The organism is Frigoribacterium sp. R86507, assembly GCF_044597695.1.
GTDB lineage: Bacteria > Actinomycetota > Actinomycetes > Actinomycetales > Microbacteriaceae > Frigoribacterium.
Genome location: NZ_CP139002.1, coordinates 2,925,774 through 2,949,855, shown reverse-complemented (window position 1 = coordinate 2,949,855; position 24,082 = coordinate 2,925,774). Strand labels below are relative to the sequence as shown.

The following is a 24,082-nucleotide window of genomic DNA, read 5'->3' as shown; positions in this document are numbered from 1 at the left end:
GACGATGGGCAGCACGACTCCCGACCAGCGGTTCCACGGACGCATCGCCGGCTTCGGCACCGAGTCCGGCACGCGCGTCGTCGTCGGGCTGTGGAACCGTTCGCCGCTCGGCCGCTTCGTCGACGTGATGGTCGAGGACGCCGACGGTCACCGCACCTTGTTGGCACCCTCGCAGGCCGTCGCCGACTACGTCTCGTCGACCTACACGTTCGACGAGGTGCGGGTGCAGCCCGTCTCGTGGCGTGGCGTCGACCGGACGCTGCGGGTCTCGGCAGGCTCCGACGACGCGGGCGGCGACGTGCTCGACCTGTCGCTCGAGATCGGGCCCGTGTCGCCGCTCGGCCGGCTGCTGCGGCTCGTGCCCCGGGCGTTCGCGACCCGGCCCGGCTGGCTCACGCTGATCGACCCGGTCGCACGACTGATCGTGCGGGGTGCCCGCACGGCGGGGACGGCCGGTGGCGGCCGTCGCGAGTACTACGGCGTGACGCTGGCCCGTCGCATCGTCGCGGTCGACGCCCGTCTCGACGGTCGCGGACTCGGGGCACTGGCCCCGCTCGACCCGCCGGTGCGGTTCGGCTTCGGCTCGGCGCCCGCCGACCCCAGCCTCGTCGACGTGACCACCACGATCCGCGAGCGCTGACCCACCGCACCGCACCGCACCGCACCGCGTTCCGTGCACCGCACCTCGTCTCGTCGCGGTGTCGTGCACGAAACGCGGTGCGGTGTGGTGCCGCCCGGCCCTTCCCGCAGTGCAACACGGCGTCACCGCCCGGTGGACGAGGAGGCGCGGTGCGGCACAGTAGGACGCGTGAGCACCGCAGACACCCCCGCGCCCGTCCCGTCCGCCTCCGTCCCCTCCGTCGCCGTCGACGCGGGGGCCGCCGCCACGAAGAAGAAGCTGATCCTCAACCTCTTCGAGATGAACTGCGTCGGGCACATCACGCACGGTCTCTGGCGGCTGCCCCACAACCACCGCAGCGAGTACAAAGACTTGGCGTACTGGCTCGAGCTGGCCCGCCTGGCCGAACGCGGCGGTTTCGACGCGATCTTCATCGCCGACGTGCTGGGTGCCTACGACGTGTTCGGCGACAGCCCGGCGCCGGCCCTGCTCGAGGGCATCCAGGCGCCGAACAACGACCCGATGATGGTCGTGCCGGCCATGGCCGCGGTGACCGAGCACCTCGGTTTCGGCATCACCTTCTCGACCAGCTACGAGCCGCCGTTCGCCTTCGCGCGCCGCATGTCGACCCTCGACCACCTCACGAAGGGGCGCGTCGGCTGGAACGTCGTCACGTCGTACCTGCCGAACGCCGCGCGCAACTTCGGCCTCGACGCCGAGATCCCCAAGGCCGAGCGCTACGCCCGCGCCGCCGAGTACCTCGACGTGCTCTACAAGCTGTGGGAGGGCTCGTGGGAGGACGACGCCGTCGTCGCCGACCCGACCGCCGACGGCCTCGAGCCCGGCTCGGGCGTCTACACCGACCCGGCGAAGGTGCACGCGATCGACCACGTCGGCGAGCACTTCCGGGTCGCCGGTCCGCACCTCAGCGAGCCGTCGCCGCAGCGCACCCCCGTGCTCTTCCTGGCCACCGCGTCGCCGAAGGGCGTCGAGCAGGCGGCCCGCAACGCCGAGGTCGTCTTCACCGGCGGGCCCGCCGTCAAGGCGGTCGGCGCCGCCACGCGCGAGGCGGCCGTCGCGGCCGGACGCTCCGCCGACGACGTGTCGTTCATCGTGCAGGCCGGCGTCATCACGGGCGAGACCGACGAGGTCGTCGCCGAGAAGCTCGCGCTCTACCGCTCGTTCGCCAGCGAGCAGGGCAAGCTGATCCACCGCAGCATCCCGTTCGACGCCCCGTCCCACCCCCGCGACCGCACCGTGCGCGAGGCGCTCGAGGCCGAGGGGCGGCTCGACCACCCGGGAGCCGCCGCGCTGCCGCTCGACATCACGGTGGGCCAGCTGATCGACTCGGTCGACGAGGCCTGGGGCGGCACGTTCTTCGTCGCCGGCACCCCGACGGTCGTGGCGGACGCCGTCGAGCGCTGGCTCGACGACGAGGGCATCGACGGCATCAACCTGCGCCAGTACCACTCGTTCGACACGCTGACCGACTTCGTCGAGCTGGTCGTGCCCGAGCTGCGTCGTCGCGGTCGACTGCGCGAGGCGTACGTGCCCGGCGAGACGCTGCGCGAGCGGCTGACCGGCGGTGGGCCCCGGTTGCCCGAGACGCACCCGGCGGCGGCCTACCGCCGCTGAGCCCGGGAGGCGCGGCGCGGCCCGATGCGTCGCTCGCGTCCTTCCGGTGAGCGACCGGGCTCAGCTCGTCACACCGACGTGGTCAGTGAGCGGCGGGGCTGCGGTATCGCGCCGGCACCGGCGGGACGCGGAGCCACGTGGTCCGGCTGACGCCCCGGGCGTCCGACCACTCGACGAAGACGGTGCCGAGGGCGACCACCGCGTCGAGCTCGACGGGGGTCGCGATGCCGAGCGGGGCCCCGGGGCGCAGCTTGTCGCGACCACGGACGGGCCCGCCGGGCAGGTCCACGAGCACGTCGCGCGCGGGTCGTCCGACCGTGCGGAGCACCAGGCAGGTGCCGAGGGGCAGCGTGGGGTCGCTGCCGTCGTTCGGCAGGTCGAGCCAGGACAGCACGAAGGTGGCGGGTCGCCGCAGGCGGGTGGTGCGTTCGCGGCGGAGGCGCGCCGGGCGGGTCGACGTCGCCGGGGCGGCCCCGACGGTCGTCGTGGGGTCGAGCGCGGTCGCGGCGTCCGACGGGTCGGTCGGGCCCGGGCGTCCGGTGTCGGGCTCTGCGGTGTCCATCGTGGTCTGTTCCCCTGAAGTCGTGGTGTCGTGCGTGGTCGTGTCGTCGTCGACGTGACTCTCGAACGGCTCCGTCCAGCGAACCGCACCCCGGCCCGGGGGACAACAGGGCACGGCCACCCAGTACGGGGGTGGGGCGGTCCCCAGTCCGGGGGACGCGGATCGGGGGACACGGGCCGGGGGACACCGGCCGGGGACCTCGCGTCGTCTGGTTAGGCTCGGACGGTGACCACCGCCTCCTCGTCGCCCGCCCCGTCCGCCGCCGCGAGGCCGCTTCGCCGTCTCGGCTTCCTCACCATCGGCGCCTTCGAGGGCGACGACCCGACCGTCGGCCTCGAGCAGGGGCTCGAGCTGTTCGAGCGGGCCGAGGCGCTGGGCCTCGACGGCGGCTGGACCCGCACGCGGCACCTCCAGTTCGGCATCTCGTCGCCCGTCGCGTTCCTCTCGGCCGCGGCGCAGCGCACCTCGCGCCTGACCCTCGGCACGGCCGTGATGCCGCTCGGCTGGGAGAACCCGTTCCGGCTCGCCGAGGACTGGGGCACGGTCGACGTGCTCTCGCGCGGCCGACTGCAGCTCGGCGTCAGCGTCGGCGAACCCCGCGGCTACGACGAGATCGCCCCGCACCTCTACGGCGACGCCGCCGACCACCAGGACTTCTCGTACGGCCGGGTCGAGAAGTTCCTCTCGCTCGTGCGGGGCGAGCAGGTCAGCGCGTTCGAGGGCACCGAGGGCATAGAGGTCTACACCGGGCGGGTGCAGCCGCAGAGCCCCGGTCTCGCCGACCGCGTCTGGTACGGCGCGGGCAGCCCGCGCTCGGCCGAGTGGGCGGGCCGGCAGGGCCTCGGCATGCTGATCAGCAACGTCAGCTTCGCCGGCGGGCCCGGGCCGATCGAGCCCACGCGCTTCGCCGCGTCGCAGCTCGAGCAGATCCGCGCCTTCCGCGCGGCCCACCCCTCGGGTCAGGAGGCGCGGGTCGCCAAGGGCGCGGTCGTCCTGCCCACCGACACGGCCACCGCCGAGCAGCGTGCGGCGTACGAGGCCTACGCGTCCTCCCGTCGCGACCGCACCACCGTGGCCCACGGTCCCCGAGGCATGATGTTCGACCGCGACCTGGTCGGCCCGTCCGAGTGGATCGCCAAGCAGCTCCACGAGAACGCCGCCATGCGCGAGGTCGACGACCTCATCGTCGAGCTGCCGTTCGACTTCGGCCTCGCCGAGTACACGCAGGTGCTGACCGACGCCGCCGAGCGCCTCGGCCCCCTCCTCGGCTGGCAGGCCCTCGCCTGAACCGAGTGAGCGCTCACTCACCGTCGGGCCGCTCGCCTAGACTCGACGCAGCACCCCGAGCCGAAGGAGTCTCCATGCAGAACTGGGCCGCCAACGTCGAGTACTCGACGACCGACCTGCGTCGCCCCACGAGCCTCGACGAGCTGCGTGACGTCGTCACCGGCAGCCGTCGCGTCAAGGCCCTGGGCTCGCGTCACTCGTTCAACCGCGCCGCCGACACCGACGGCACCCTCGTCTCGCTCGACGCCCTCGTCACCCCCGTCGAGATCGACTCGGCCGCCGGCACGGTCCGCGTCGGTGCGGGCACGACGCACGCCGCCCTCGCGGGCGAGCTGCAGCGTCACGGCCTCGCCCTGCACAACCTCGCCTCGCTGCCGCACATCTCGGTCGCCGGTGCGGTCCAGACCGGCACCCACGGCTCCGGCGTCGGCAACCCCGCCCTGTCGGCGGGCGTCCGCGCCGTCGAGCTCGTGCGCGCCGACGGCAGCCTCGAGACCGTCCGCCGCGGCGACGACGCGTTCGGCGCCTCCGTCGTCTCGCTCGGCTCCGTGGGCGTCGTCACGACCCTCGAACTCGACACCGTGCCGACCTTCGACGTCGAGCAGACCATCCACGAACACCTGCCCTGGGCGGCCGCCCTCGAGCACCTCGACGCCGTGCTCGCCGGCGCCTACAGCCTGAGCTTCTTCACGCGGTACGACGGCGACGGGGTCGACCAGGTCTGGTCGAAGCACCGGGTCGGCGACGAGGTCGGTCTCGACCTCCGCGAGCTCGGTGCGGTGCGGGCCGACGCCACCACGCACATGATCCCCGGGGCCGAGACCGCGGCCGTGACGCAGCAGGGCGGCGTGGCCGGTCCCTGGCTCGACCGCCTGCCGCACTTCCGGTTCGACTTCACGCCGAGCGCCGGCGAAGAGATCCAGAGCGAGTTCCTGATCCCCGCCGAGCACGCCGCGGCCGCGATCGAGGGGCTCCGGGGCATCGCGCACACCTTCGCCGACGTGCTGATGGTCAGCGAGATCCGCACGATCGCCCCCGACGACGCGTGGATCAGCCCGAGCGGTGGACGTCAGAGCGTGGCCTTCCACTTCACCTGGCACCGGCGTCCCGACGAGGTGCTCGCCGTCCTGCCCGAGATCGAGCGGGTGCTCGGCGCGTTCGACGCCCGCCCGCACTGGGGCAAGGTCTCGACCGCCACGCACGCCGAGCTGCGCCGGGTGTTCCCGCGTCTCGGTGACTTCGCCGCCCACGTCGAGTCCGTCGACCCCGAGGGGCGCTTCCGCAACCCGTTCCTGTCCGCATCCGTCCTCGGAGAGCCCGCGCATGTCTGAGCCCGCCCCCGTCGCCCCCGTGCCGCCGCCCGGCAGCACGCCCCCCGTCGTCGAGCCCGCGCCGGGTGCCCCGCCGACCGCGAGGCTCGTCACGTCGCCGGTGCCGGTCTCGGGCGCGCAGGTCGTGCTCGAGCGGGCCGGTTACCGGGCCGAGGTCGCCGGTGTCGGCGCCACGCTGCGCACCCTCACCTTCGAGGGTCGCGACCTGGTGGTGCCGTTCGCCGCCGACGAGGTGCGGCCCGGATTCCGCGGTGCCCTGCTCGCCCCCTGGCCCAACCGCGTGACCGACGGGCGCTACGAGCGCGACGGGGTCGAGCACCAGCTGCCGCTCAACGAGGTCGAACGCGGCCACGCCCTGCACGGCCTGGCCCACTGGGCCGACTGGACGATCGACCAGGCCCAGGCCGCGCGGGCCTCGGCTTCGTTCGTGCTCGTGCCGAGCGACGGCTACCCCTGGCGGTTGGCGCTCTCGGTCGTCTACGAGCTGGGCGAGGACGGGCTCACCACGACCGTCACGGCCCGCAACGCCGGGACGGGCGTCGCCCCGTACGGCACCGCTCCGCATCCTTACCTCGTCGCCGGCGAAGGCCGTGTCGACGACTGGTCGTTCGCGCTGCCCGCCGCGAGCTACCTCGAGGTGACCGAGGACCGCCTCGTGCCCGTCGGCACGCGGCCGGTCGGCGATCGCGACGGCTTCGACTTCCGCGACGGGCACCCGATCGGCGACCTCTTCGTCGACCACGCGTTCACCGACCTCGCGTTCGCCCCGGTCGACGGCGCCGACGGTGGCGACGGCCCGGACGGCCCCGGTCAGGAGGCGCGGGTCACCGCCACGGTCACCGCGCGCGACGGGCACGGCGTCACCATGTCCTGGGGTGCCGAGCTGCCCTGGGTGCAGGTGCACACCGCCGACCGCCCCGAGCCCGAGAACGACCGCGTGGGGTTGGCCGTCGAGCCGATGACCTGCCCGCCGGACGCGTTCAACTCGGGCGACGACCTCGTGCTCCTCGCCCCGGGCGAGGCCCACACGGCGAGCTGGACCATCACGGCCTTCTAGCCCCGCGGTGCCGAGGCGTCAGGCCACGCCGGCCTCGGCGCCGAGCGGCTCGGTCTGCCAGGTCATGGCCGAGACGGTGCCGGGTAGGCAGCGCTCCAGGGCGGCCTCGAGAGCGCGGCGCGTGCGGCGTGCGGTCAGCTCGTCCCGCACGACGACGTCGAACCGCAGGGCCTCGGGCAGCTCGGTCAGCAGGACCGTCCCGGCGTCGGCGAGCTGGACGAGGTACTGGCCCACCTCGACCCGCGCGGCCCGGTGCTCGGCCAGCAGCCGACGCGACAACCAGAACAGGCCGGCTGCGTCGTGAGCCGTGTGGACGGTCGCGGTCGCGGTGATCATGGCCACACTGTGACGTGACGACCGCTCACGCGCGTGAACGGCGTGTGGCGAACGTGTAAATCATGCGGCGACACGCCGGACGCGATCCGACTTGACAAGCACCTGGACCTCGTTCAGTATTGCCCAGCACCACCCGATGTGAGCGCTCACATTCTCAGGTCAGCGCTCGACCGTCCTCGCGACGGGCCATCCCGCTCCACTCCGCGACACCCCAGCCACACGATTCCTGACGAAGAGGTCAACCGTGAACAGCTCCTCCCTCCGCCGCCCGGCCGCACGACCGGCCGTCCGTACGTCGCCCGCCCCGCACCTCCTCGCGGTCGCCCCGGTCTGACGTCCCCCTCAGCCCCGACGGGCAGGCCTCGCGCACCCGTCGGCCCGGCGCGTCCCCGGCCACCCGAGCCGTCGAGCGCCAGCACCACAGAGATCCCTCACAGCACCATCACCCGTCATCGACGACGCCGTCGAGATGACACCTGACACGAATGGAACAACCGTGAAGAAAAAGCTCCTCGTCGGCATCGTCGCCGTCGGCATGGCATTCTCCCTGGCCGCCTGCTCCGGCGGCGGCGGCGGACGCGGCGGTGACGCCGGTGGCAGCAGCAGCGGCGACAACGCCGGTGCGCTGGTCGGCGTCGCGATGCCCACCAAGGTGTCCGAGCGCTGGATCAAGGACGGCGACGCCGTCAAGAGCGCCCTCGAAGACAAGGGCTACAAGGTCGACCTCGAGTACGCCGACAACAAGATCCCCCAGCAGGTCCAGCAGATCAGCAACATGATCACCAAGGGCGCGAAGGTCCTCATCGTCGCCTCGATCGACGGTGGCTCGCTCAGCGACCAGCTCGACTCGGCCGCCAAGGCCGGCATCAAGGTCATCTCGTACGACCGTCTGCTGACGGGCAACGAGAACGTCGACTACTACGTGTCGTTCGACAACTACAAGGTCGGCGTCGACCAGGGCACCAGCCTGCTGACCGGTCTCGGCCTCGCCGACGCCGACGGCAAGAAGGTCGACGGCGCCTCGCCCAAGACCATCGAGGTCTTCGCCGGCAGCTCCGACGACAACAACGCGACCTTCTTCTTCAACGGCGCGATGGACACCCTCAAGCCCTACATCGAAGACGGTTCGCTGACCATCGGCTCCGGCCAGGACCAGTTCACGCAGGCCGCGACGCAGCAGTGGGACCCCGCCACCGCCAAGGCCCGCATGCAGAACCTGATCGCCTCGACCTACTCGGGCGGCACCAAGCTCGACGGCGTGCTCTCGCCCTACGACGGCATCTCGATCGGCATCATCTCGGCGCTCGAGGGTGCCGGCTACTCCAGCGACGCCCTGCCGGTCATCACCGGCCAGGACGCCGAGGCCGCCTCGGTCAAGTCGATCATCGAGGGTCAGCAGTACTCGACCATCTACAAGGACACCCGTCAGCTCGCCGACCAGTCCGTGATCATGGCCGACGACCTGCTCACCGGCAAGACGCCCGAGACGAACGACGACAAGACGTACGACAACGGCGAGAAGGTCGTCCCGACCTTCCTCTTCCAGCCGACCATCGTCACCAAGGACAACTACAAAGAGGTCCTGATCGACAGCGGCTACTACACCGAGGCCGACCTCAAGTAGGTCCCTCCACCCGAGAACCGAGGAGGCGCCGGTCGCCGACCAGCGCCTCCTCGTTTCCCTGCTCCCCAGCGGCACCCACCCGACACACGGAAGAAGGAACACGTGGCGAACACGATCCTCGAGATGCGGGAGATCACCAAGACGTTCCCCGGCGTCAAGGCCCTGCAGGACGTCACGCTCGAGGTCGAGCGCGGCCAGGTCCACGCGATCTGCGGCGAGAACGGCGCCGGCAAGTCGACGCTGATGAAGGTGCTCTCGGGCGTCTACCCGAGCGGCTCGTTCGACGGCCAGATCCTGCTCGACGGCCAGCCCGTCGACTTCAAGAACATCAACGACTCCGAGGCAGCGGGCGTCGTCATCATCCACCAAGAGCTGGCGCTCAGCCCGTTCCTGTCGATCGCCGAGAACATCTTCCTCGGCAACGAGCAGTCGAAGAACGGCTTCATCGACTGGAACAAGACCAACCTCGACGCCGCCGGCCTGCTGGCCCGCGTCGGCCTGCGCGACAACCCGATCACCAAGGTGGTCGACATCGGAGTCGGCAAGCAGCAGCTGGTCGAGATCGCCAAGGCGCTCTCGAAGCGCGTGAAGATCCTCATCCTCGACGAGCCGACGGCCGCGCTGAACGACGACGACTCGGCCCACCTGCTCGACCTGATCAAGAGCCTGCAGGGGCAGGGCATCACGTCGATCATCATCAGCCACAAGCTGAACGAGATCAAGGCGATCGCCGACAAGGTCACGATCATCCGTGACGGCAAGACGATCGAGACCCTCGACATGCACGCCGACGAGGTGTCGGAAGACCGGATCATCAAGGGCATGGTCGGCCGCGACCTCGAGAGCCGGTACCCGGCCCACGAGTCGACCGTCGGCGAGGAGCTGCTGCGCATCGAGGACTGGACCGTCCACCACCCCCTCGACGCGACGCGCGAGATCATCCACCAGGCGAACCTCACCGTGAAGGCGGGCGAGATCGTCGGCATCGCGGGATTGATGGGCGCCGGGCGCACCGAACTCGCGATGAGCGTCTTCGGCAAGAGCTACGGCACCGGCATCTCGGGCACCGTCTACAAGCGCGGGCAGAAGATCGACACGTCGACGGTCAGCAAGGCCATCGCCGCGGGTCTCGCCTACGCCACCGAGGACCGCAAGAAGTACGGCCTCAACCTGATCGACGACATCACGCGCAACGTCTCGGGTTCGGCCCTCGGCAAGCTCGCGAACTGGGGCTTCGTCAACCGGTCCGAAGAGAGCACCGTCGCCGAGCGCTTCCGCAAGAGCATGAACATCAAGGCGCCCACGGTGGCGTCGGTGACGGGCAAGCTCTCGGGCGGCAACCAGCAGAAGGTCGTGCTGTCGAAGTGGATGTACGCCGACCCCGACGTGCTGATCCTCGACGAGCCCACCCGCGGCATCGACGTCGGTGCCAAGTACGAGATCTACACGATCATCAACCAGCTCGCCGACGCGGGCAAGGGCGTCATCGTCATCTCGTCCGAGCTGCCCGAACTGCTCGGCATCTGCGACCGCATCTACACCCTCTCGGAGGGACGCATCACGGCCGACGTGCCGATCGCCGAGGCGACCCCCGAATTCCTCCTGAAGTACATGACCCTCGAACGAGAGAGCCCCGTCAATGAGCGCGCCTAGCCCCACCCAGGCCACCGACCCGAAGCCCACGGGCGGGTCACCCACCTCCCGTCAGCCGCAGTCCGGCTCGGGCGGCAACCCGATCGTCGGTGCGGTCTCGTACCTCGGCGGTCAACTGCGCCAGATCGGCCTGTTCATCGCGCTGATCGTGATCGTGCTGTTCTTCCAGATCACCACGAACGGCATCACGTTGGCGCCGATCAACGTGTCGAACCTGGTCGTGCAGAACAGCTACATCCTGATCCTCGCCATCGGCATGGTGATGGTCATCATCGCCGGCCACATCGACCTCTCGGTCGGTTCGATCGTCGCCTTCACCGGTGCCATGGCCGGCGTCATGATCACGCAGTGGGGCCTGCCCTGGCCGCTCGCCGTGGTGCTCTGCCTCGTCCTGGGCGCCCTGGTCGGAGCCTGGCAGGGCTTCTGGATCGCCTACTTCGGCATCCCGGCGTTCATCGTCACCCTGGCCGGCATGCTCGCGTTCCGCGGCGCCGCCCAGATCGCCCTCCAGAGCCAGCAGATCTCGCCCTTCCCCCAGGGGTTCCGCGACATCGGATCGGGCTTCCTGCCCGCCTTCGGCACCACCGGCTACGAGCCGCTCACGCTCGTCCTCGGCGCCGTCGCCTCGCTGGCCCTCATCGGCACCGGCCTCCGTGGGCGCGCGACGCGTCGCAAGTACCAGCTCGAGGACGAGCCCTTCCTGTGGTTCATCACGAAGATGGTCTTCACGGTCGCCCTCGTCATGTACATCGGGTTCCTGCTCGCCAGCTACTCGGGCACCCCGATCGTGCTGGTCGTGCTCGCCGTGCTCGTCGTCGCGTACTCGATGGTCATGAAGAACTCGGTGTTCGGTCGTCACGTCTACGCGATCGGTGGCAACCTGCACGCCGCCGAGCTGTCCGGCGTCAAGACCAAGCGCGTCACGTTCCTGCTGTTCGTCAACATGGGCGTCATCGCGGCCCTGGCCGGCGTCGTCTTCACCGGTCAGCTCAACCTCGCCAGCCCCAGCGCGGGCAACGGGTTCGAGCTCGACGCCATCGCGGCTGTCTTCATCGGTGGCGCCGCCGTCACCGGCGGCATCGGCACGGTCACCGGCGCCATCGTCGGTGGTCTGATCATCGGCATCCTGAACAACGGCATGTCGATCCTCGGTGTCGGCACCGAGTACCAGTCCCTCATCAAGGGCCTCGTGCTGCTCGCCGCGGTCGCGTTCGACGTCTTCAACAAGCGTCGCGCCGCCTCGTCCGGCAAGTAACGAGTCGCAACCATCCGCGAGAGGCGCGGTTCCCGGTCACGGGAGCCGCGCCTCCTCGTCTCCCCGCCCTCGGCGGGCACCGACCAGGCCGCAGGAGGCGCGGGCCGGCCGCGCAGGACACCGACGTCCCGAAAACCGAACCGAACTAGGATCACCTCGTGGCAACCCTCTTCGACGTCGCGGCCGCGGCCGGCGTCTCGCACCAGACCGTGTCGCGGGTCGTCAACGGCGACCCCACCGTCCGGCCGGCCACCAAGGCCAAGGTCGACGTCGCCATCGAAGAGCTCAACTACCGGCCCAGCCTGACCGCCCGCGCCCTGGCCAGCCGCAAGACGAAGTCGCTCGGTGTGATCAGCACGGGGTTCCCGTTCTACGGGCCGTCGAGCACCATGCACGGCTTCAACGGCGCGGCCCGTCGCGCCGGCTACCAGGTGTCGATGGCCACCCTCGACGTCGACGACCGGCAGGGCATGCGGCAGGCGCTCGACTCGCTGGTGGGCCAGAACGTGGCGGCCATCGTGCTCATCGCCCCCGACGCCGAGGCGCTCGAGGTGCTGCGGCGCTCCGGGGTGTCGGTGCCGCTCGTCACGGCCGACAGCGAGGCCGAGGACGGCCACCACACGGTGTCGTTCGACCAGGCCGCCGGGGCCGAGGCCGCCGTCGAGCACCTCGTGTCCCTCGGTCACCGTCGCATCGCGCACGTCGCCGGGCCCGACGGGTGGATGGACGGCCGCGACCGCGAGCGGGGCTGGCGCGAGGCCTGCGCCCGGCTCGGCGTCGACTCGACGGTGCTGCTGCGCGGCGACTGGACGCCGGGCTCGGGTCATCGCATCGGTCGCGAGCTCGCCGTCCGCGACGACGTGACGGCCGTGTTCTGCGGCAACGACCAGATGGCGCTCGGCGTCGTGCACGCCTACGTCGACGCCGGTCGGGTCGTGCCGCGCGACGTCAGCATCGTCGGCTTCGACGACATCCCCGAGGCCGAGCACTTCGTCCCGCCGCTGACCACCGTGCGGCAGGACTTCGAGGCGCTGGGACGCCGTCTCATGACAACCGTCGAGGCCGTGCTCGCCGGCGACGAGGCGCCCGTGGCGGCGCTCGACCCCGAACTCGTCGTCCGCCGGTCGACGGCGGTCCCCGCCCGCTGACGGGCTCCGACCAGGCCGTGCGAGATTGCACGGTCGCACTCGCTCATGTGAGAATGTGAGCGCTCACTTTCGCATCAGGACAAGGACGTTCCATGGCTGAGACCGCCATCCCCTCCGACTCGTCGCCCGCGGCCCCCGACCCCGCCGGCAGCTCGGCCGACACGTACGTCGTCGGCGTCGACTACGGCACGCTCAGCGGCCGGGCCGTCGTCGTGCGGGTCCTCGACGGTGCCGAACTGGCCAGTGCCACGTTCGAGTACCCGCACGCCGTCGTCGACCGCACCCTCCCCGGCACGGGCGAGCGCCTCCCCGCCGACTGGGCCCTGCAGGTGCCGTCCGACTACGTCGACGTTCTGAAGAACGCGGTGCCCGAGGCCCTCCGTGCGTCGGGCGTCGACGCGTCCGCGGTCGTCGGCATCGGCACCGACTTCACCGCCTGCACCATGGTGCCGACCACGGCCGACGGCACCCCGCTCAACGAGCTCGACCGCTTCGCCGACCGACCGCACGCCTTCGTCAAGCTGTGGCGTCACCACGCCGCCCAGGGCCAGGCCGACCGCATCAACGAGCTGGCCGCCGAGCGCGGAGAGTCGTGGCTGCCCCGGTACGGCGGGCTCATCTCGAGCGAGTGGGAGTTCGCCAAGGGCCTGCAGCTGCTCGAAGAGGACCCCGAGGTCTACGCCGCGACCGAGCACTGGGTCGAGGCCGCCGACTGGATCGTCTGGCAGCTCAGCGGCCGGTACGTGCGCAACGCCTGCACCGCCGGGTACAAGGGCATCTACCAGGACGGCGAGTACCCCAGCCGCGAGTTCCTCGCCGCGCTGAACCCCGACTTCGCCGACTTCGCCGAGACCAAGGTCGTGCACGAGATCGGCGCCCTGGGCGACGTCGCGGGCACGCTGACGGCCGAGGCCGCCGGCTGGACGGGCCTGCCCGAGGGCATCGCCGTGGCCGTCGGCAACGTCGACGCGCACGTCACCGCCCCGGCCGCCAAGGCCACCCAGCCCGGCCAGATGGTCGCCATCATGGGCACGAGCACGTGCCACGTCATGAACGGCGACAAACTGGCCGAGGTGCCCGGCATGTGCGGCGTCGTCGACGGCGGCATCGTGGACGGGCTCTACGGCTACGAGGCGGGCCAGTCCGGCGTCGGCGACATCTTCGCCTGGTACGTGAAGAACCAGGTGCCGCAGTCGTCGGTCGACGCCGCCGCGGCGGCCGGCAAGAGCGTGCACCAGCACCTCACCGACCTCGCCTACGAGCAGCCCGTCGGGGCCCACGGCCTCGTCGCCCTCGACTGGCACAGCGGCAACCGCTCGGTGCTCGTCGACCACGAGCTGAGCGGCGTCATCGTGGGCCAGACGCTCAGCACGACGCCCGAAGAGGGCTACCGCGCGCTGCTCGAGGCCACGGCGTTCGGCACCCGCCGCATCGTGCAGGCCTTCGAAGAGTCCGGGGTGCCGGTCACCGAGTTCATCGCCGCGGGCGGCCTGCTCAAGAACGCGCACCTCATGCAGACCTACAGCGACGTGCTGCGCCTGCCGATCTCGACCATCACGAGCGAGCAGGGTCCCGCCCTCGGTTCGGCCATCCACGCCGCCGTCGCCGCGGGCGCCTACCCCGACATCCGGTCGGCGGCCGACGCCATGGGCAGCGTCGACCGGGCCACCTACGTGCCCGACGAGGCGGCCGCCGACGCGTACGACGCGCTCTACGCCGAGTACCTCCTGCTGCACGACTGGTTCGGTCGGGGTGGTAACGACGTGATGCACCGCCTGCGCGCGATGCGTCGTGAGGCGACCCGCGCCTCCTCGGGTCCCTCGGCGACCGCCGGGAGCGTCCGGGGCACGGACGCGGTCGAGCAGGACGCCACCGCCTCCGCCACGAGCGAAGCGCAGGTGACCGCATGACCGGCTGGATCGACCGCTCGACGCAGGCGGCCATCGACGCGACCCGAGAAGACGTCGCGACGCTGCACGCCGAACTCGTGCGCTACGGGCTCGTCGTCTGGACGGGCGGCAACGTCTCGGGTCGCGTGCCCGGCACCGACCTCTTCGTCATCAAGCCGAGCGGCGTGCTCTACGACGACCTGACGGCCGAGAACCAGATCCTCTGCCGCCTCGACGGCACCGTGGTCGAGGGCACTCCGGGCAGCGACCGCAGCCCGTCGAGCGACACCGCCGCGCACGCCTACGTCTACCGCACCATGCCGCACGTCGGGGGAGTGGTGCACACGCACTCGACCTACGCCACGGCCTGGGCCGCCCGCGGCGAGGCGATCCCGTGCGTGATCACGGCGATGGCCGACGAGTTCGGCGGCGAGATCCCCGTCGGGCCGTTCGCCATCATCGGCGACGACTCGATCGGCCGCGGCATCGTCGCGACCCTCGAGGGGCACCGCAGCCGGGCCGTGCTCATGCAGAACCACGGCGTGTTCACGATCGGCAAGGACGCCCGCGACGCGGTCAAGGCCGCCGTCATGACCGAGGACGTCGCGCGGACCGTCCACATCACCCGCCAGCTCGGCGAACCCATCCCCATCCCGGCAGAGAGCATCGACGCCCTCTTCGACCGGTACCAGAACGTCTACGGACAAGCACCCGCAGGAGAACTGAAGTGACGAACGACACCCTCGACCCCACCGCCTTCCTCGCCTCGCGAGAGGTGTGGTTCCTCACCGGCAGCCAGGGCCTCTACGGCGAAGAGACGCTGAAGCAGGTCGCCGACCAGTCGCGTACCATCGCCGACGAACTCGCCGCCGCCTCCGACGTGCCCGTGCGCCTCGTCTGGAAGCCCGTGCTGACCGACGCCGACGCGATCCGTCGCACCATGCTCGAGGCGAACCTCGACGACTCGGTCATCGGCGTCACGGCCTGGATGCACACGTTCAGCCCGGCCAAGATGTGGATCGGCGGCCTCGACGCGCTGCGCAAGCCGCTGCTCCATCTGCACACGCAGGCGAACGTCGCGCTGCCCTGGGCCGACATCGACTTCGACTTCATGAACCTCAACCAGGCCGCCCACGGCGACCGCGAGTTCGGCTACATGCAGACCCGTCTCGGCGTGCCGCGCAAGACGGTCGTCGGCCACGTCAGCGACCCGCGCGTGCAGCAGCAGGTCGGCACCTGGATGCGCGCCGCCGCGGGGGCCTCGGCCATGCGCTCGCTCAAGCTGGCCCGCTTCGGCGACAACATGCGGTTCGTCGGCGTGACCGAGGGCGACAAGACCGAGGCCGAGCTGGCCTTCGGCGTCCAGGTCAACACCTGGGGCGTCAACGAGCTGGCCGAGGCCGTCGCCGCGGCGTCCGAGACGGCGATCGACGAGCTCGTCGCGGTGTACGAGGCCGAGTACGACGTCGTGCCCGCGCTGCGCGCCGGTGGCGAGCGTCACCAGTCGCTGCGGGACGGTGCCGCGATCGAGATCGGTCTGCGCTCGTTCCTCGAGGCCGGCGGGTTCAGCGCCTTCACCACGAACTTCGAAGACCTGGGCGCCCTGAAGCAGCTGCCCGGCCTCGCGGTCCAGCGCCTGATGGCCGAGGGCTACGGCTTCGGGGCCGAGGGTGACTGGAAGACCTCGGTGCTGGTGCGTGCGGCCAACGTGATGGGCGCCGGGTTGCCGGGTGGCGCCTCCTTGATGGAGGACTACACGTACCACCTCGTGCCCGGCGAGGAGAAGATCCTCGGGGCCCACATGCTCGAGGTCAGCCCGGCGCTGACGTCGGGGCGCGCCTCGCTCGAGGTGCACGCTCTCGGCATCGGCGGCAAGGACGACCCGGTGCGCCTGGTCTTCTCGGCCGACCCCGGCCCGGCCGTCGTCGTCGCGATGAGCGACGTGCGCGACCGGTTCCGCCTGACGGTCAACGTGGTCGACGTGGTCGACCCCGACGAGGACCTGCCGAACCTGCCGGTGGGGCGCGCGGTGTGGAAGCCCCGGCCGTCGTTCGCCGTGTCGGCCGAGGCGTGGCTGACGGCCGGCGCCGCCCACCACACGGTGATGTCGACCGCGGTCGGGCTCGAGGCCTTCGAAGACCTCGCGCGCATCGTCGAGACCGAGCTGCTCGTCATCGACGAGGACACCCGCATCCGCGACTTCCGTCACGAGGTCGCCTGGAACGCCGCGTACCACCGCCTCGCCCGCGGCCTGTAGGCCTCGCGGCTCGCGCGTCTCGCGCAGGTCGCGCATCGAGTGGTCCCGGATCGTCCTTCGCCCGACGGCGGACGACGGTCCGGGACCACTCGTCGTTGCGATGGCCGGGCCCGCTCGTCGGGCGTTGGCCCCGAGGAGGCGCGGGTCTAGATCCAGCCGAGATCTCGCGCGTCCGAGGCGGCCCGTCCGCGGTCGGGCGCCCCGACCTTGCGGACGGCGGACGAGATCAGGTTGCGCACCGTGCCCTCGGCGAGGTGCAGTTCGGCGGCGCACTGTCGGGTCGAGAGCGACCGGTCGACGAGGCGGAGGACGTCACGCTCGCGTGCCGTGAGCGGGCACGCCTCGGCGCGGAGGACCGTGGCGGCCAACCTCGGGTCGACGTGGTCTTCTCCGGCAGCCGTGCGCCGGACCACGGCGAGGAGTTCGTCGATGCTGGCCCGCTTCGAGACGACCGCGCCGATGCCCGACCGGACGATCTGACGGACGAGGACGGCGGGCAAGCGGCGACCCAGGACCACGACGGCATCGTGCCCCTGGCGCAGTCGCCGGGCGTCGTCCACGACGTCGGGGTGGTCGTCGGCGTCTATGACCAGCACGCTTCGGGGGGGAGGCCCCGGTTCGGAGGCGGGCTTCGCGGGGTCGTGCATCGTGACGGGTGTCAGCCCCGGCGTGACACGGATGCACGCCTCGATCGCCGACCGCGTGAGCACATCGTCGGCGACCACGCGAACTCCGATCGTTCCGTCGTGTGCCAAGGCATCCCCCACTCGTCGTCGAATTCATGACCAGTATGTCTCATGACGTCGACGTGACGCATGCGTAGTGATTTCGTGACGGCCGTGACTTTCCAGTCGAGCTGCCGATGCCGAGACTCGGAGGTGTCCAGTCGATTCGACGTGGGAGGAGGGAACGCATGAACAAGATCGAGAGCACGACGCTCAAGCCGGGTAGCGCAGCACGCTGCAACGGCGGGTGCCTCTGCACCTGACAGCCGAGGCGGGCCGCCCGTCGGGCGGTCCGCCTTCTCTGTCAGTCCGGTGACCGCATCTCCCGAAAGTCGACATGTCCCTTCCCGTCTTCACCCTCTTCGAGGTCGTCCGATACGAACGTCTCTGGTCGGCGCTCCGCGCCGCCGGGCCCGCTGCAGCGTGGCGACTCATGAACGACATCGCCCGGTTCGACCTGCCCGCCTACGACTCGATCGCTGACCCGTCCGACACGAGCGCCGGCATGGCGGCCAAGGCCCGTGCCGCCATGGGGGGCTTGCCGGGTCTCGCCTCCGTCGACATCGACGCTGCAGCTGGACGATACGGCGACTACGGGCCTCGGATGCAATTCGAGTCGACGTTCGTCACGCTGTGGCTCGACGACCGAGCTCGGCTGGACGAGGTCGTCGAGGTTCGTGGCGGCGAGCACCTCGACGAGGCGATGGAGCACGGCCGTGGTGCCCTGGCCCTGCCTCTGCACTTCGGGGCGTCCTACGTCGTCCCGCCGATCGTCGCGCACCGACACCCCACGCGCTTCGTCTTCAACAGGATGAACTTCGACGAGCTCCGGGATCGGGCGTTTCCCTCTCTCGATGTCGACGCCTTCGCCGTCGACGACGACGCGACCTTCCGAAATGGGCTCCAGGCGCTGAGAGATGGACTCGTCTTCGCGATGTTCCCCGAGTTCGACCCCAGAGGCCGAGGCCGTCACCACACCGTCGTCCCGTTCCTGGGGGCTTCCGTCTTCGCGCCGCAGGGGCCGGCCCTCATGAGTCGTGCCGCGGGCGCACCCATGCTCCCGATGCACCTCGACCGGACGGGAGAAGCACAGTTCGTCCTGACGTTCCACCCGGCGATTCCGGCCCCGACAGATGACGTCGAGGTCCAGGGGTCAACGGTCGCGTTGTGGCGACTCATCGAGAGGCTCATCCTCGACGGCCGCGCCGGCGACTGGGAGATGTGGACCGACTTCGATCTGATGCGGACGGAGTCGGCGGCGTGACCACGGTTCCGCTCGTCGAGATCCGAGAAGTGTCACGGCTCTTCGAGAGCCGTGGCGGGAGACCGCCCGCCGTCGACCGTGTCTCGTTGGACCTTCACGAGGGCGCGATCGTCGCGATCGTCGGTCGCTCCGGCTCGGGCAAGTCGACTCTGGTGCAGATGGTCGGTGCCCTCGACACCCCCGATCACGGACAGATCGTCTTCGACGGAATGACCCTTTCCTCCCTCTCCGAGGCGGAGCGCACCGTCCTGCGTAGAGATCGCATCGGATTCGTCTTCCAGGACTCCCACCTCGTCCCGACCCTGTCGGTGCTCGAGAACGTCGCGCTCACGTCACTCGTCGCGGGAAGACGCCGCTCGGAATGGGCGGATCGAGCGCACGCGCTACTCGATGAACTCGGCCTCGACGGTCTCGGGCCGGCTCGTCCGGCCACTTTGTCGGGCGGAGAGGCCCAGCGTGTGGCCCTGGCTCGCGCGCTCTTCTCCCGTCCGTCTCTCGTCCTCGCGGACGAACCGACCGGCGCGCTGGACAGTGCGACCTCACGGGATGTCCTGAGGCTGCTCCGGGCCGTGGTCGTGGACGACCAGGCATCAGCGGTCGTGGTGGTCACCCATGACCTCGAGACCGCCTGCATCGCCGACAGGATCATCGTCCTGCGAGACGGCCGAGTCATCGCCGACGAACGCTTCACACCGGCGGCCACAACCGACAGCGCCGAGGGGAGGGCCCATGAAGAACGCGTTCGCGCTTGGTTGGCGGAACATCGCTGACGGACGGCGGCGGGCGGGGCTCACCGCCCTCACGGCAGCCTTGGGGGTCGCCCTTCTCACGGCAGCACTCGTCACCGGGCTGACGGCGCGCCAGACGGTCGTCGACGGGATCGACTCATTGCTCACGTTCGGGGACGTCGGCATCGTCCCCGCGGTCGATCGCGAGTTCGTCGACGAGGGTCTCGTGGACGCACTCGCCGCCGATCCCGGTGTCGTGTCGTCGCTCCCGACCCTGAGTCGAGAGACGGTCGCCGTCGGCACGACGGGTGAGGCGGACACCCTCCTCCTGACCGGTGCCCCGGCCGGGCCGGACTCGCTCGCCTCCCGGGTGGTCACCGACGGTCGAGCTCCTCGGCCGGGCTCGGACGAGCTCCTGGTGCCGACCGATGTCGCAGACCGCATGAGCGCCTCCCTGGGGAGTCGGATCTCGTTGACGACTCCCTCGGGCGTCCGCTCGTTCGACGTGGTGGGGCTCGTCGACCCCCGGTCGTTGGGTGTCTTCGCCCGGGACAACCTCTTCACCGACCTCGACGTGGTCCAGAGGGCGTTCGGGCTCGAGGGTGACCTCACCCGTCTCGACCTCGAGCTCGATCCTGCAGTCGCGTCCACCTGGGCAGCAGAACACCGAGCGGCGCTCCCGGCCGGAGCCGTCTTCCAGGACACGTCGGCCGTGGCAGACGGCCTCGGTCCCATCGAAACGGCCGTGACGACGGTCATGGCAGGGCTCGCTCTGGTCGCCCTCGCCGTGTCGGCACTGCTCGGTTCACTGGCGAGCACGGCTGCCGTCCGGGCACGGCGCCGCACCTACGGTGTGATGCTGGCCACGGGCGCGTCGACGCGGTGGTTGGTCTCGTCGGTCGGCGCCGAGGTCACCATGGTCGCAGCGGCCGGAACGGTCGTGGGCGTCGCGGTCGGCGTCGCCGGCGCTGCGGTGGTGATGAGTCGGACGGACGGGGCGACTCCGTCTCTGTCGACTCTCACCCTCTCGGTCGGTCTCGGTGTGCTGGCCGGAGCGATCTCCGCCGTGCTCGGAGCCCGCCGAGCCGTCGCCGACGTCCGTCGAATTTCGCCGGCGTTCGTCGTGAGGGGCGTCGACCCCGCAGACGGGTCGACCGGATCGTTGCCGCGGCGACGAGCCGTCGCGGGCGTCGTGGTCGCGTCGCTCTCGGCGATGGTGATCTGGGCCCTCGACACAGGCGCCTTCCTCGACGCTCTGGGCCTGGTCGCCCTGGCAGCCTGCGCGCTGGCGCTCTCCCGCCTCGCGATCGCGCCCTTGGCTGCACTGGCGGCCAGGCTCCAGTGGGCAGCCGACCTGGCGCGTCGCCGACCGACCCGCGGCAGGTCGACGGTGACCGGGGCCCTCACCCTTGTCGTCTTCGGTGCGGTGTCGCTCGCCACATCCGTCGGTGCCGTCGCCTCCGCGACAGGGGAACAGATCGATCGGCAGTTCGGGGCCGACGTGCAAGTCACCTCGGTCGTGCCCTTGTCGGACGACGCCGAGCCGACGATCGCCGTCGACGGCGTCCGGGACGTCGCGCGGTCGGTGTCCGGAGAGGCCACCGTCCGGTCCGCGTCCGCCGAACTCGACGTGCCCTTCCAGGCCGTCGACCCCGAGACCTGGTTCGACGTGTCGGGGCTCGCGTGGTCCGCCGGCGGCGGATCGAGAGGTGTCGAGTTGCTGAGGGCCGGTGGGGGGATCGCCCTGCCGAGGGGGGTCGCCGAGTCCCTGACGGTGGCCCCGGGCGACGAGGTCGTCGTGTCGGCCGGGGGGACCCAGGTGCCCCTCGAAGTCGTCGGGCTCTTCACCTCGGTGGCCACGGGGCAACAGGTCGTCATCGACCGCAGGACGGCGCGGGAACTCGGTGTCACGGGGGTCTCTCGGTGGGACGTGTCGGCAAACGACGGGGTCAACGTCGCCGACTTGTCAGACCGCATCACCGCTCAGGTGGTCGGTGTGCCCGGTGTCGACGTCATCACTGCCGAGGCGACGAGGGATCGAGCCGCCTCCGAGACGGCAGCCCTCACCGCAGGACTCTTCGCCGCGGTGACGGTGACGCTGGCCCTCGGGGCGCTGGGCGCCAGCAGCACGTTGAGCCTCGACGTCGAAGCGCGGCGCGGTGAACTCGCCGTGCTCCGCACCGTGGGGTGCCGACGTCGCGGCGTCGGTGCTCTCGTCGCCTGGGATGCCACCGTGATCGCCGTGGCGTCGCTGAGTGCGGGACTGCTCCTCGGCTCGTTCGGGGGTGCTTTCGGGACACGGATCGTCTCGAGGCTCCTCGGCGTGGGGGTCGACCCGGCGGTCGAACCTGCGACGACCGCGGGAATCGTCGGCGTGACGGCGATCGCTCTCGCCTTCGCCGCCGTGGGTCCGGTCCTGCGGGCCTCCCGCACGGAGCCCCTGACGATTCTGAGGGGCACGTCATGAGCGGTGATGCGAGATCGGGCTCAACCGCTCGCCCCCGTCTGCGAGACAGCATCGTCGTCGTCCAGCTCACCGACGGCCGTCTGCAATTCAGGGCCACGTACGAGCGGGTCGTGTCGACCTTCTCCGTCGAACCCTGGGTAGCGGACCTCGTCCCGCTGCTCGACGGGACTCGCACGCCGGTGCAGCTCGCCCAGACGCTTTCCTTGCGTGATCGCGGAGCGCTCGAGAACGTGCTGCAGGTCCTCGAATCCGAACGCTTCCTGGCGTCGGAGGTGTCGTCCACCGATCGTGCCACGAGGCATTCGCGTCAACTGCAACTCTTCGACGAGATGATCTCGGCCGGTGAACTGTCCGCAGTTGCTCGAGGACACGACGCCACGACGATCCAGAGCCGGCTCACCGGTGCGTGCGTGGTCGTGGTCGGCGTCGGTGGCGCTGGTTCGTGGGTCGTGCAATCGCTGGCCTCGGCGGGGGTGGGAAAGCTCGTGCTCATCGATCCCGACCTCGTCGAACTCTCCAATCTGAACCGGCAGGTGCTCTTCGATTCCGGTGACATCGGACGAGTCAAGGTCGACGCAGCCGCAGAGCGAGTCGCCGAGATCGACGCGGACATCGCCGTCGACGTCCGGCGCATTCGGGTGGACACCCCGGAACAGCTCGCGACCCTGCTCTCCGGCGCCGATCTCGTCGTGAGTTGCGCAGACCAGCCCTCGGTGCCCGTCGTGGCCGACGTCGTGGCGACGGCGAGCACCGCGGTCGGTGTCCCGCACATCGTCGGAGGCGCGTACGGCGCCCTGCTCGGGGTGCCGGGTGTCACCGTCCTGCCCGGCCGAACGACGTGCTGGTCGTGCATCCGTGCCGCGACAGCCGACGACCACGGACGTGCCGCGCGAACGCTGAAGGGCTCATCGCCCGGCGGTTCAGCCGCCCCGCTGGCCGGCGTGGTGGGGAACATGACGGCATGGGAGGCGCTCCGGATTCTGCTCGGAGCGCCACCGGCACTGGCCGGAGGTGTCCGCGAGGTCGATCTCGCCAGCTTCGACAGCGTCTGGCGTCCGATCCCACCACGTCTCGGATGCGGATGCGTTCCATCGTCCGAGACGACCGGTTCGACCTGACGATCGCCGAGACCGGGCATACGGCGACGCCCGTCGTTGTTCACCCCCGCATGAGCATTCCCCTCTCGATCCTCGACCTCGCCCCCGTCGCACCCGGTCAAACCGTGCGCGAGAGCTTCGCGGCCTCCGTGGCCCTGGCGCAGCAGGCCGAGGCGAGCGGGTACCGGCGGGTCTGGTACGCCGAGCACCACAACATGGCCTCCATCGCCTCGAGCGCGACGTCGGTGCTGATCGCCCACATCGCGAGCCAGACCTCGACCATCCGCCTCGGCTCCGGCGGCGTCATGCTGCCGAACCACTCGCCGCTCGCCATCGCCGAGCAGTTCGGCACCCTCGAGACCCTGCACCCGGGCCGCATCGACCTCGGCCTCGGCCGCGCTCCCGGCAGCGACCAGGCCACCTTCCGCGCCATGCGCCGCGACCCCTCGTCGTCCGAACGCTTCCCGCAGGACGTCGTCGAGTTGCAGGCCTTCCTCGCGGGGGAGTCCCGCGTCGCCGGCGTCCAGGCCGTCCCCGGTGCCGGCACGAACGTGCCGCTGTACATCCTCGGCTCGTCGCTCTTCGGCGCGAAGCTCGCCGCTGCCCTCGGCCTGCCCTACGCGTTCGCCTCGCACTTCGCGCCCGGCGACCTGATCGACGCCGTCTCGGCCTACCGCCGCGAGTTCCAGCCGTCGACCCAGCTGAGCGAGCCGTACGTGCTCGCCGCCGTCAACGCGGTCGTCGCCGACGACGCGGACGAGGCCGACGCCCAGTTCGCCACCATGAAGCGCCAACGTCTGATGATGCTGCTGCGCCAGAGCGGCCAGATCGACCCCACGCGCGAGTTCGGCGACGACGAACTCGACCACCTGCTCCGCACCCCCGTCGGCCAGCACGTCCAGACCATGACGACCTACACGGCCGTCGGCACGCCCGGTGACGCCCGCGAGTACATGGAGCAGTTCGCCCGCACCGCCCAGGCCGACGAGCTGATCGTCGCGCACGCGGCCTCGTCGACGGAGGCGCGCCTCCGGTCGGTCGCGCTCCTCGCCGACGCGATGCAGCTGGCCCCCGCCGCCGCGTAGCCGCCTCGCCTCCGGGCGAGACGCGCTGCGCCCCGCTTGCCGGACACCGCCGGGTGGACGAGA

The 24,082-nt window shown here is 70.9% G+C and carries 20 protein-coding genes; 17 read left to right on the top strand and 3 right to left on the bottom strand.

Going from position 1 to position 24,082, the window contains the following annotated elements; genetic code table 11:
- Window positions 1–4: 4 nt before the first annotated feature.
- Both SJY14_RS13895 and SJY14_RS13890 read left to right on the top strand, forming a co-directional pair.
- Window positions 5–640 (top strand): hypothetical protein, encoded by a 636-nt coding sequence (locus SJY14_RS13895; RefSeq protein WP_396599178.1) that lies wholly within the window; start codon window positions 5–7, stop codon window positions 638–640.
- Between the two features lie 168 nt (window positions 641–808).
- Window positions 809–2,254 (top strand): NtaA/DmoA family FMN-dependent monooxygenase, encoded by a 1,446-nt coding sequence (locus SJY14_RS13890; RefSeq protein ID WP_255364172.1) that lies wholly within the window; start codon window positions 809–811, stop codon window positions 2,252–2,254.
- An 82-nt stretch (window positions 2,255–2,336) separates the two neighbouring features.
- Here the strand turns inward: SJY14_RS13890 and SJY14_RS13885 are convergent, their stop codons facing one another.
- A complete protein-coding gene (locus SJY14_RS13885; RefSeq protein WP_396599177.1) occupies window positions 2,337–2,816 on the bottom strand; it encodes a hypothetical protein in 480 nt (159 codons plus the stop codon).
- A gap of 225 nt (window positions 2,817–3,041) precedes the next feature.
- Between SJY14_RS13885 and SJY14_RS13880 the strand changes: the two genes are divergently transcribed.
- The 3 genes from SJY14_RS13880 to SJY14_RS13870 all read left to right on the top strand — a co-directional run bounded on the left by SJY14_RS13880 (window position 3,042) and on the right by SJY14_RS13870 (window position 6,491).
- Window positions 3,042–4,103, top strand: coding sequence for an LLM class flavin-dependent oxidoreductase (locus SJY14_RS13880; RefSeq protein ID WP_071255070.1), 1,062 nt, complete (start codon window positions 3,042–3,044; stop codon window positions 4,101–4,103).
- Window positions 4,104–4,177: 74 nt separating this feature from the next.
- Entirely contained in the window at window positions 4,178–5,434 is a 1,257-nt protein-coding gene (locus tag SJY14_RS13875; protein ID WP_396599176.1) for an FAD-binding protein, read from the top strand.
- Window positions 5,427–6,491 (top strand): aldose 1-epimerase family protein, encoded by a 1,065-nt coding sequence (locus SJY14_RS13870; RefSeq protein ID WP_396599175.1) that lies wholly within the window; start codon window positions 5,427–5,429, stop codon window positions 6,489–6,491. Before SJY14_RS13875 ends, SJY14_RS13870 begins: the two co-directional genes overlap by 8 nt.
- An 18-nt stretch (window positions 6,492–6,509) precedes the next feature.
- Here SJY14_RS13870 and SJY14_RS13865 read toward each other — a convergent pair whose 3' ends face one another.
- Window positions 6,510–6,827 carry a hypothetical protein gene (locus SJY14_RS13865; RefSeq protein WP_054147479.1) on the bottom strand — a complete coding sequence of 106 codons (318 nt, stop codon included), beginning with the start codon at window positions 6,825–6,827 and terminating at the stop codon, window positions 6,510–6,512.
- A 469-nt stretch (window positions 6,828–7,296) separates the two neighbouring features.
- On the opposite strand from SJY14_RS13865, the gene chvE reads away from it, so the two are divergent.
- The 7 genes from chvE (at window position 7,297) to araA (ending at window position 16,653) form a co-directional block, all read left to right on the top strand.
- Window positions 7,297–8,451 carry a multiple monosaccharide ABC transporter substrate-binding protein gene (gene chvE / locus SJY14_RS13860; RefSeq protein ID WP_071255075.1) on the top strand — a complete coding sequence of 385 codons (1,155 nt, stop codon included), beginning with the start codon at window positions 7,297–7,299 and terminating at the stop codon, window positions 8,449–8,451.
- Window positions 8,452–8,553: 102 nt separating this feature from the next.
- Window positions 8,554–10,104 (top strand): multiple monosaccharide ABC transporter ATP-binding protein, encoded by a 1,551-nt coding sequence (gene mmsA / locus SJY14_RS13855; protein WP_071255077.1) that lies wholly within the window; start codon window positions 8,554–8,556, stop codon window positions 10,102–10,104.
- The gene (gene mmsB / locus SJY14_RS13850; RefSeq protein WP_083396187.1) at window positions 10,091–11,359 is read left to right on the top strand and encodes a multiple monosaccharide ABC transporter permease; all 1,269 of its coding nucleotides are present in this window, start codon (window positions 10,091–10,093) and stop codon (window positions 11,357–11,359) included. The genes mmsA and mmsB overlap by 14 nt, the downstream gene beginning before the upstream one ends.
- A gap of 158 nt (window positions 11,360–11,517) precedes the next feature.
- Complete coding sequence (locus tag SJY14_RS13845; RefSeq protein WP_396599174.1) at window positions 11,518–12,507, top strand: LacI family DNA-binding transcriptional regulator; 990 nt, start codon at window positions 11,518–11,520, stop codon at window positions 12,505–12,507.
- A 92-nt stretch (window positions 12,508–12,599) separates the two neighbouring features.
- A complete protein-coding gene (araB, locus tag SJY14_RS13840) occupies window positions 12,600–14,417 on the top strand; it encodes a ribulokinase (RefSeq protein WP_396599173.1) in 1,818 nt (605 codons plus the stop codon).
- The gene (locus SJY14_RS13835; protein WP_043595113.1) at window positions 14,414–15,127 is read left to right on the top strand and encodes an L-ribulose-5-phosphate 4-epimerase; all 714 of its coding nucleotides are present in this window, start codon (window positions 14,414–14,416) and stop codon (window positions 15,125–15,127) included. Before araB ends, SJY14_RS13835 begins: the two co-directional genes overlap by 4 nt.
- Window positions 15,124–16,653, top strand: a complete 1,530-nt coding sequence (araA, locus tag SJY14_RS13830) for an L-arabinose isomerase (protein WP_396599172.1) — start codon at window positions 15,124–15,126, stop codon at window positions 16,651–16,653. The genes SJY14_RS13835 and araA overlap by 4 nt, the downstream gene beginning before the upstream one ends.
- A 146-nt stretch (window positions 16,654–16,799) precedes the next feature.
- Here the strand turns inward: araA and SJY14_RS13825 are convergent, their stop codons facing one another.
- Entirely contained in the window at window positions 16,800–17,378 is a 579-nt protein-coding gene (locus SJY14_RS13825) for a LuxR C-terminal-related transcriptional regulator (RefSeq protein ID WP_071255082.1), read from the bottom strand.
- A 505-nt stretch (window positions 17,379–17,883) separates the two neighbouring features.
- Here SJY14_RS13825 and SJY14_RS13820 point away from each other — a divergent pair.
- The 5 genes from SJY14_RS13820 to SJY14_RS13800 are packed head-to-tail and all read left to right on the top strand — an operon-like array spanning window position 17,884 to window position 24,019.
- Complete coding sequence (locus SJY14_RS13820) at window positions 17,884–18,642, top strand: lysophospholipid acyltransferase family protein (protein ID WP_396599171.1); 759 nt, start codon at window positions 17,884–17,886, stop codon at window positions 18,640–18,642.
- Entirely contained in the window at window positions 18,639–19,412 is a 774-nt protein-coding gene (locus SJY14_RS13815) for an ABC transporter ATP-binding protein (protein WP_396599170.1), read from the top strand. The genes SJY14_RS13820 and SJY14_RS13815 overlap by 4 nt, the downstream gene beginning before the upstream one ends.
- Window positions 19,372–21,837, top strand: coding sequence for an FtsX-like permease family protein (locus tag SJY14_RS13810; RefSeq protein WP_396599169.1), 2,466 nt, complete (start codon window positions 19,372–19,374; stop codon window positions 21,835–21,837). Before SJY14_RS13815 ends, SJY14_RS13810 begins: the two co-directional genes overlap by 41 nt.
- On the top strand, window positions 21,834–22,955 hold the full coding sequence (locus tag SJY14_RS13805; protein ID WP_071255088.1) for a ThiF family adenylyltransferase: 1,122 nt from the start codon (window positions 21,834–21,836) through the stop codon (window positions 22,953–22,955). Before SJY14_RS13810 ends, SJY14_RS13805 begins: the two co-directional genes overlap by 4 nt.
- Before the next feature lie 50 nt (window positions 22,956–23,005).
- Entirely contained in the window at window positions 23,006–24,019 is a 1,014-nt protein-coding gene (locus SJY14_RS13800; protein WP_043595110.1) for an LLM class flavin-dependent oxidoreductase, read from the top strand.
- The last annotated feature ends 63 nt before the right edge of the window (window positions 24,020–24,082 follow it).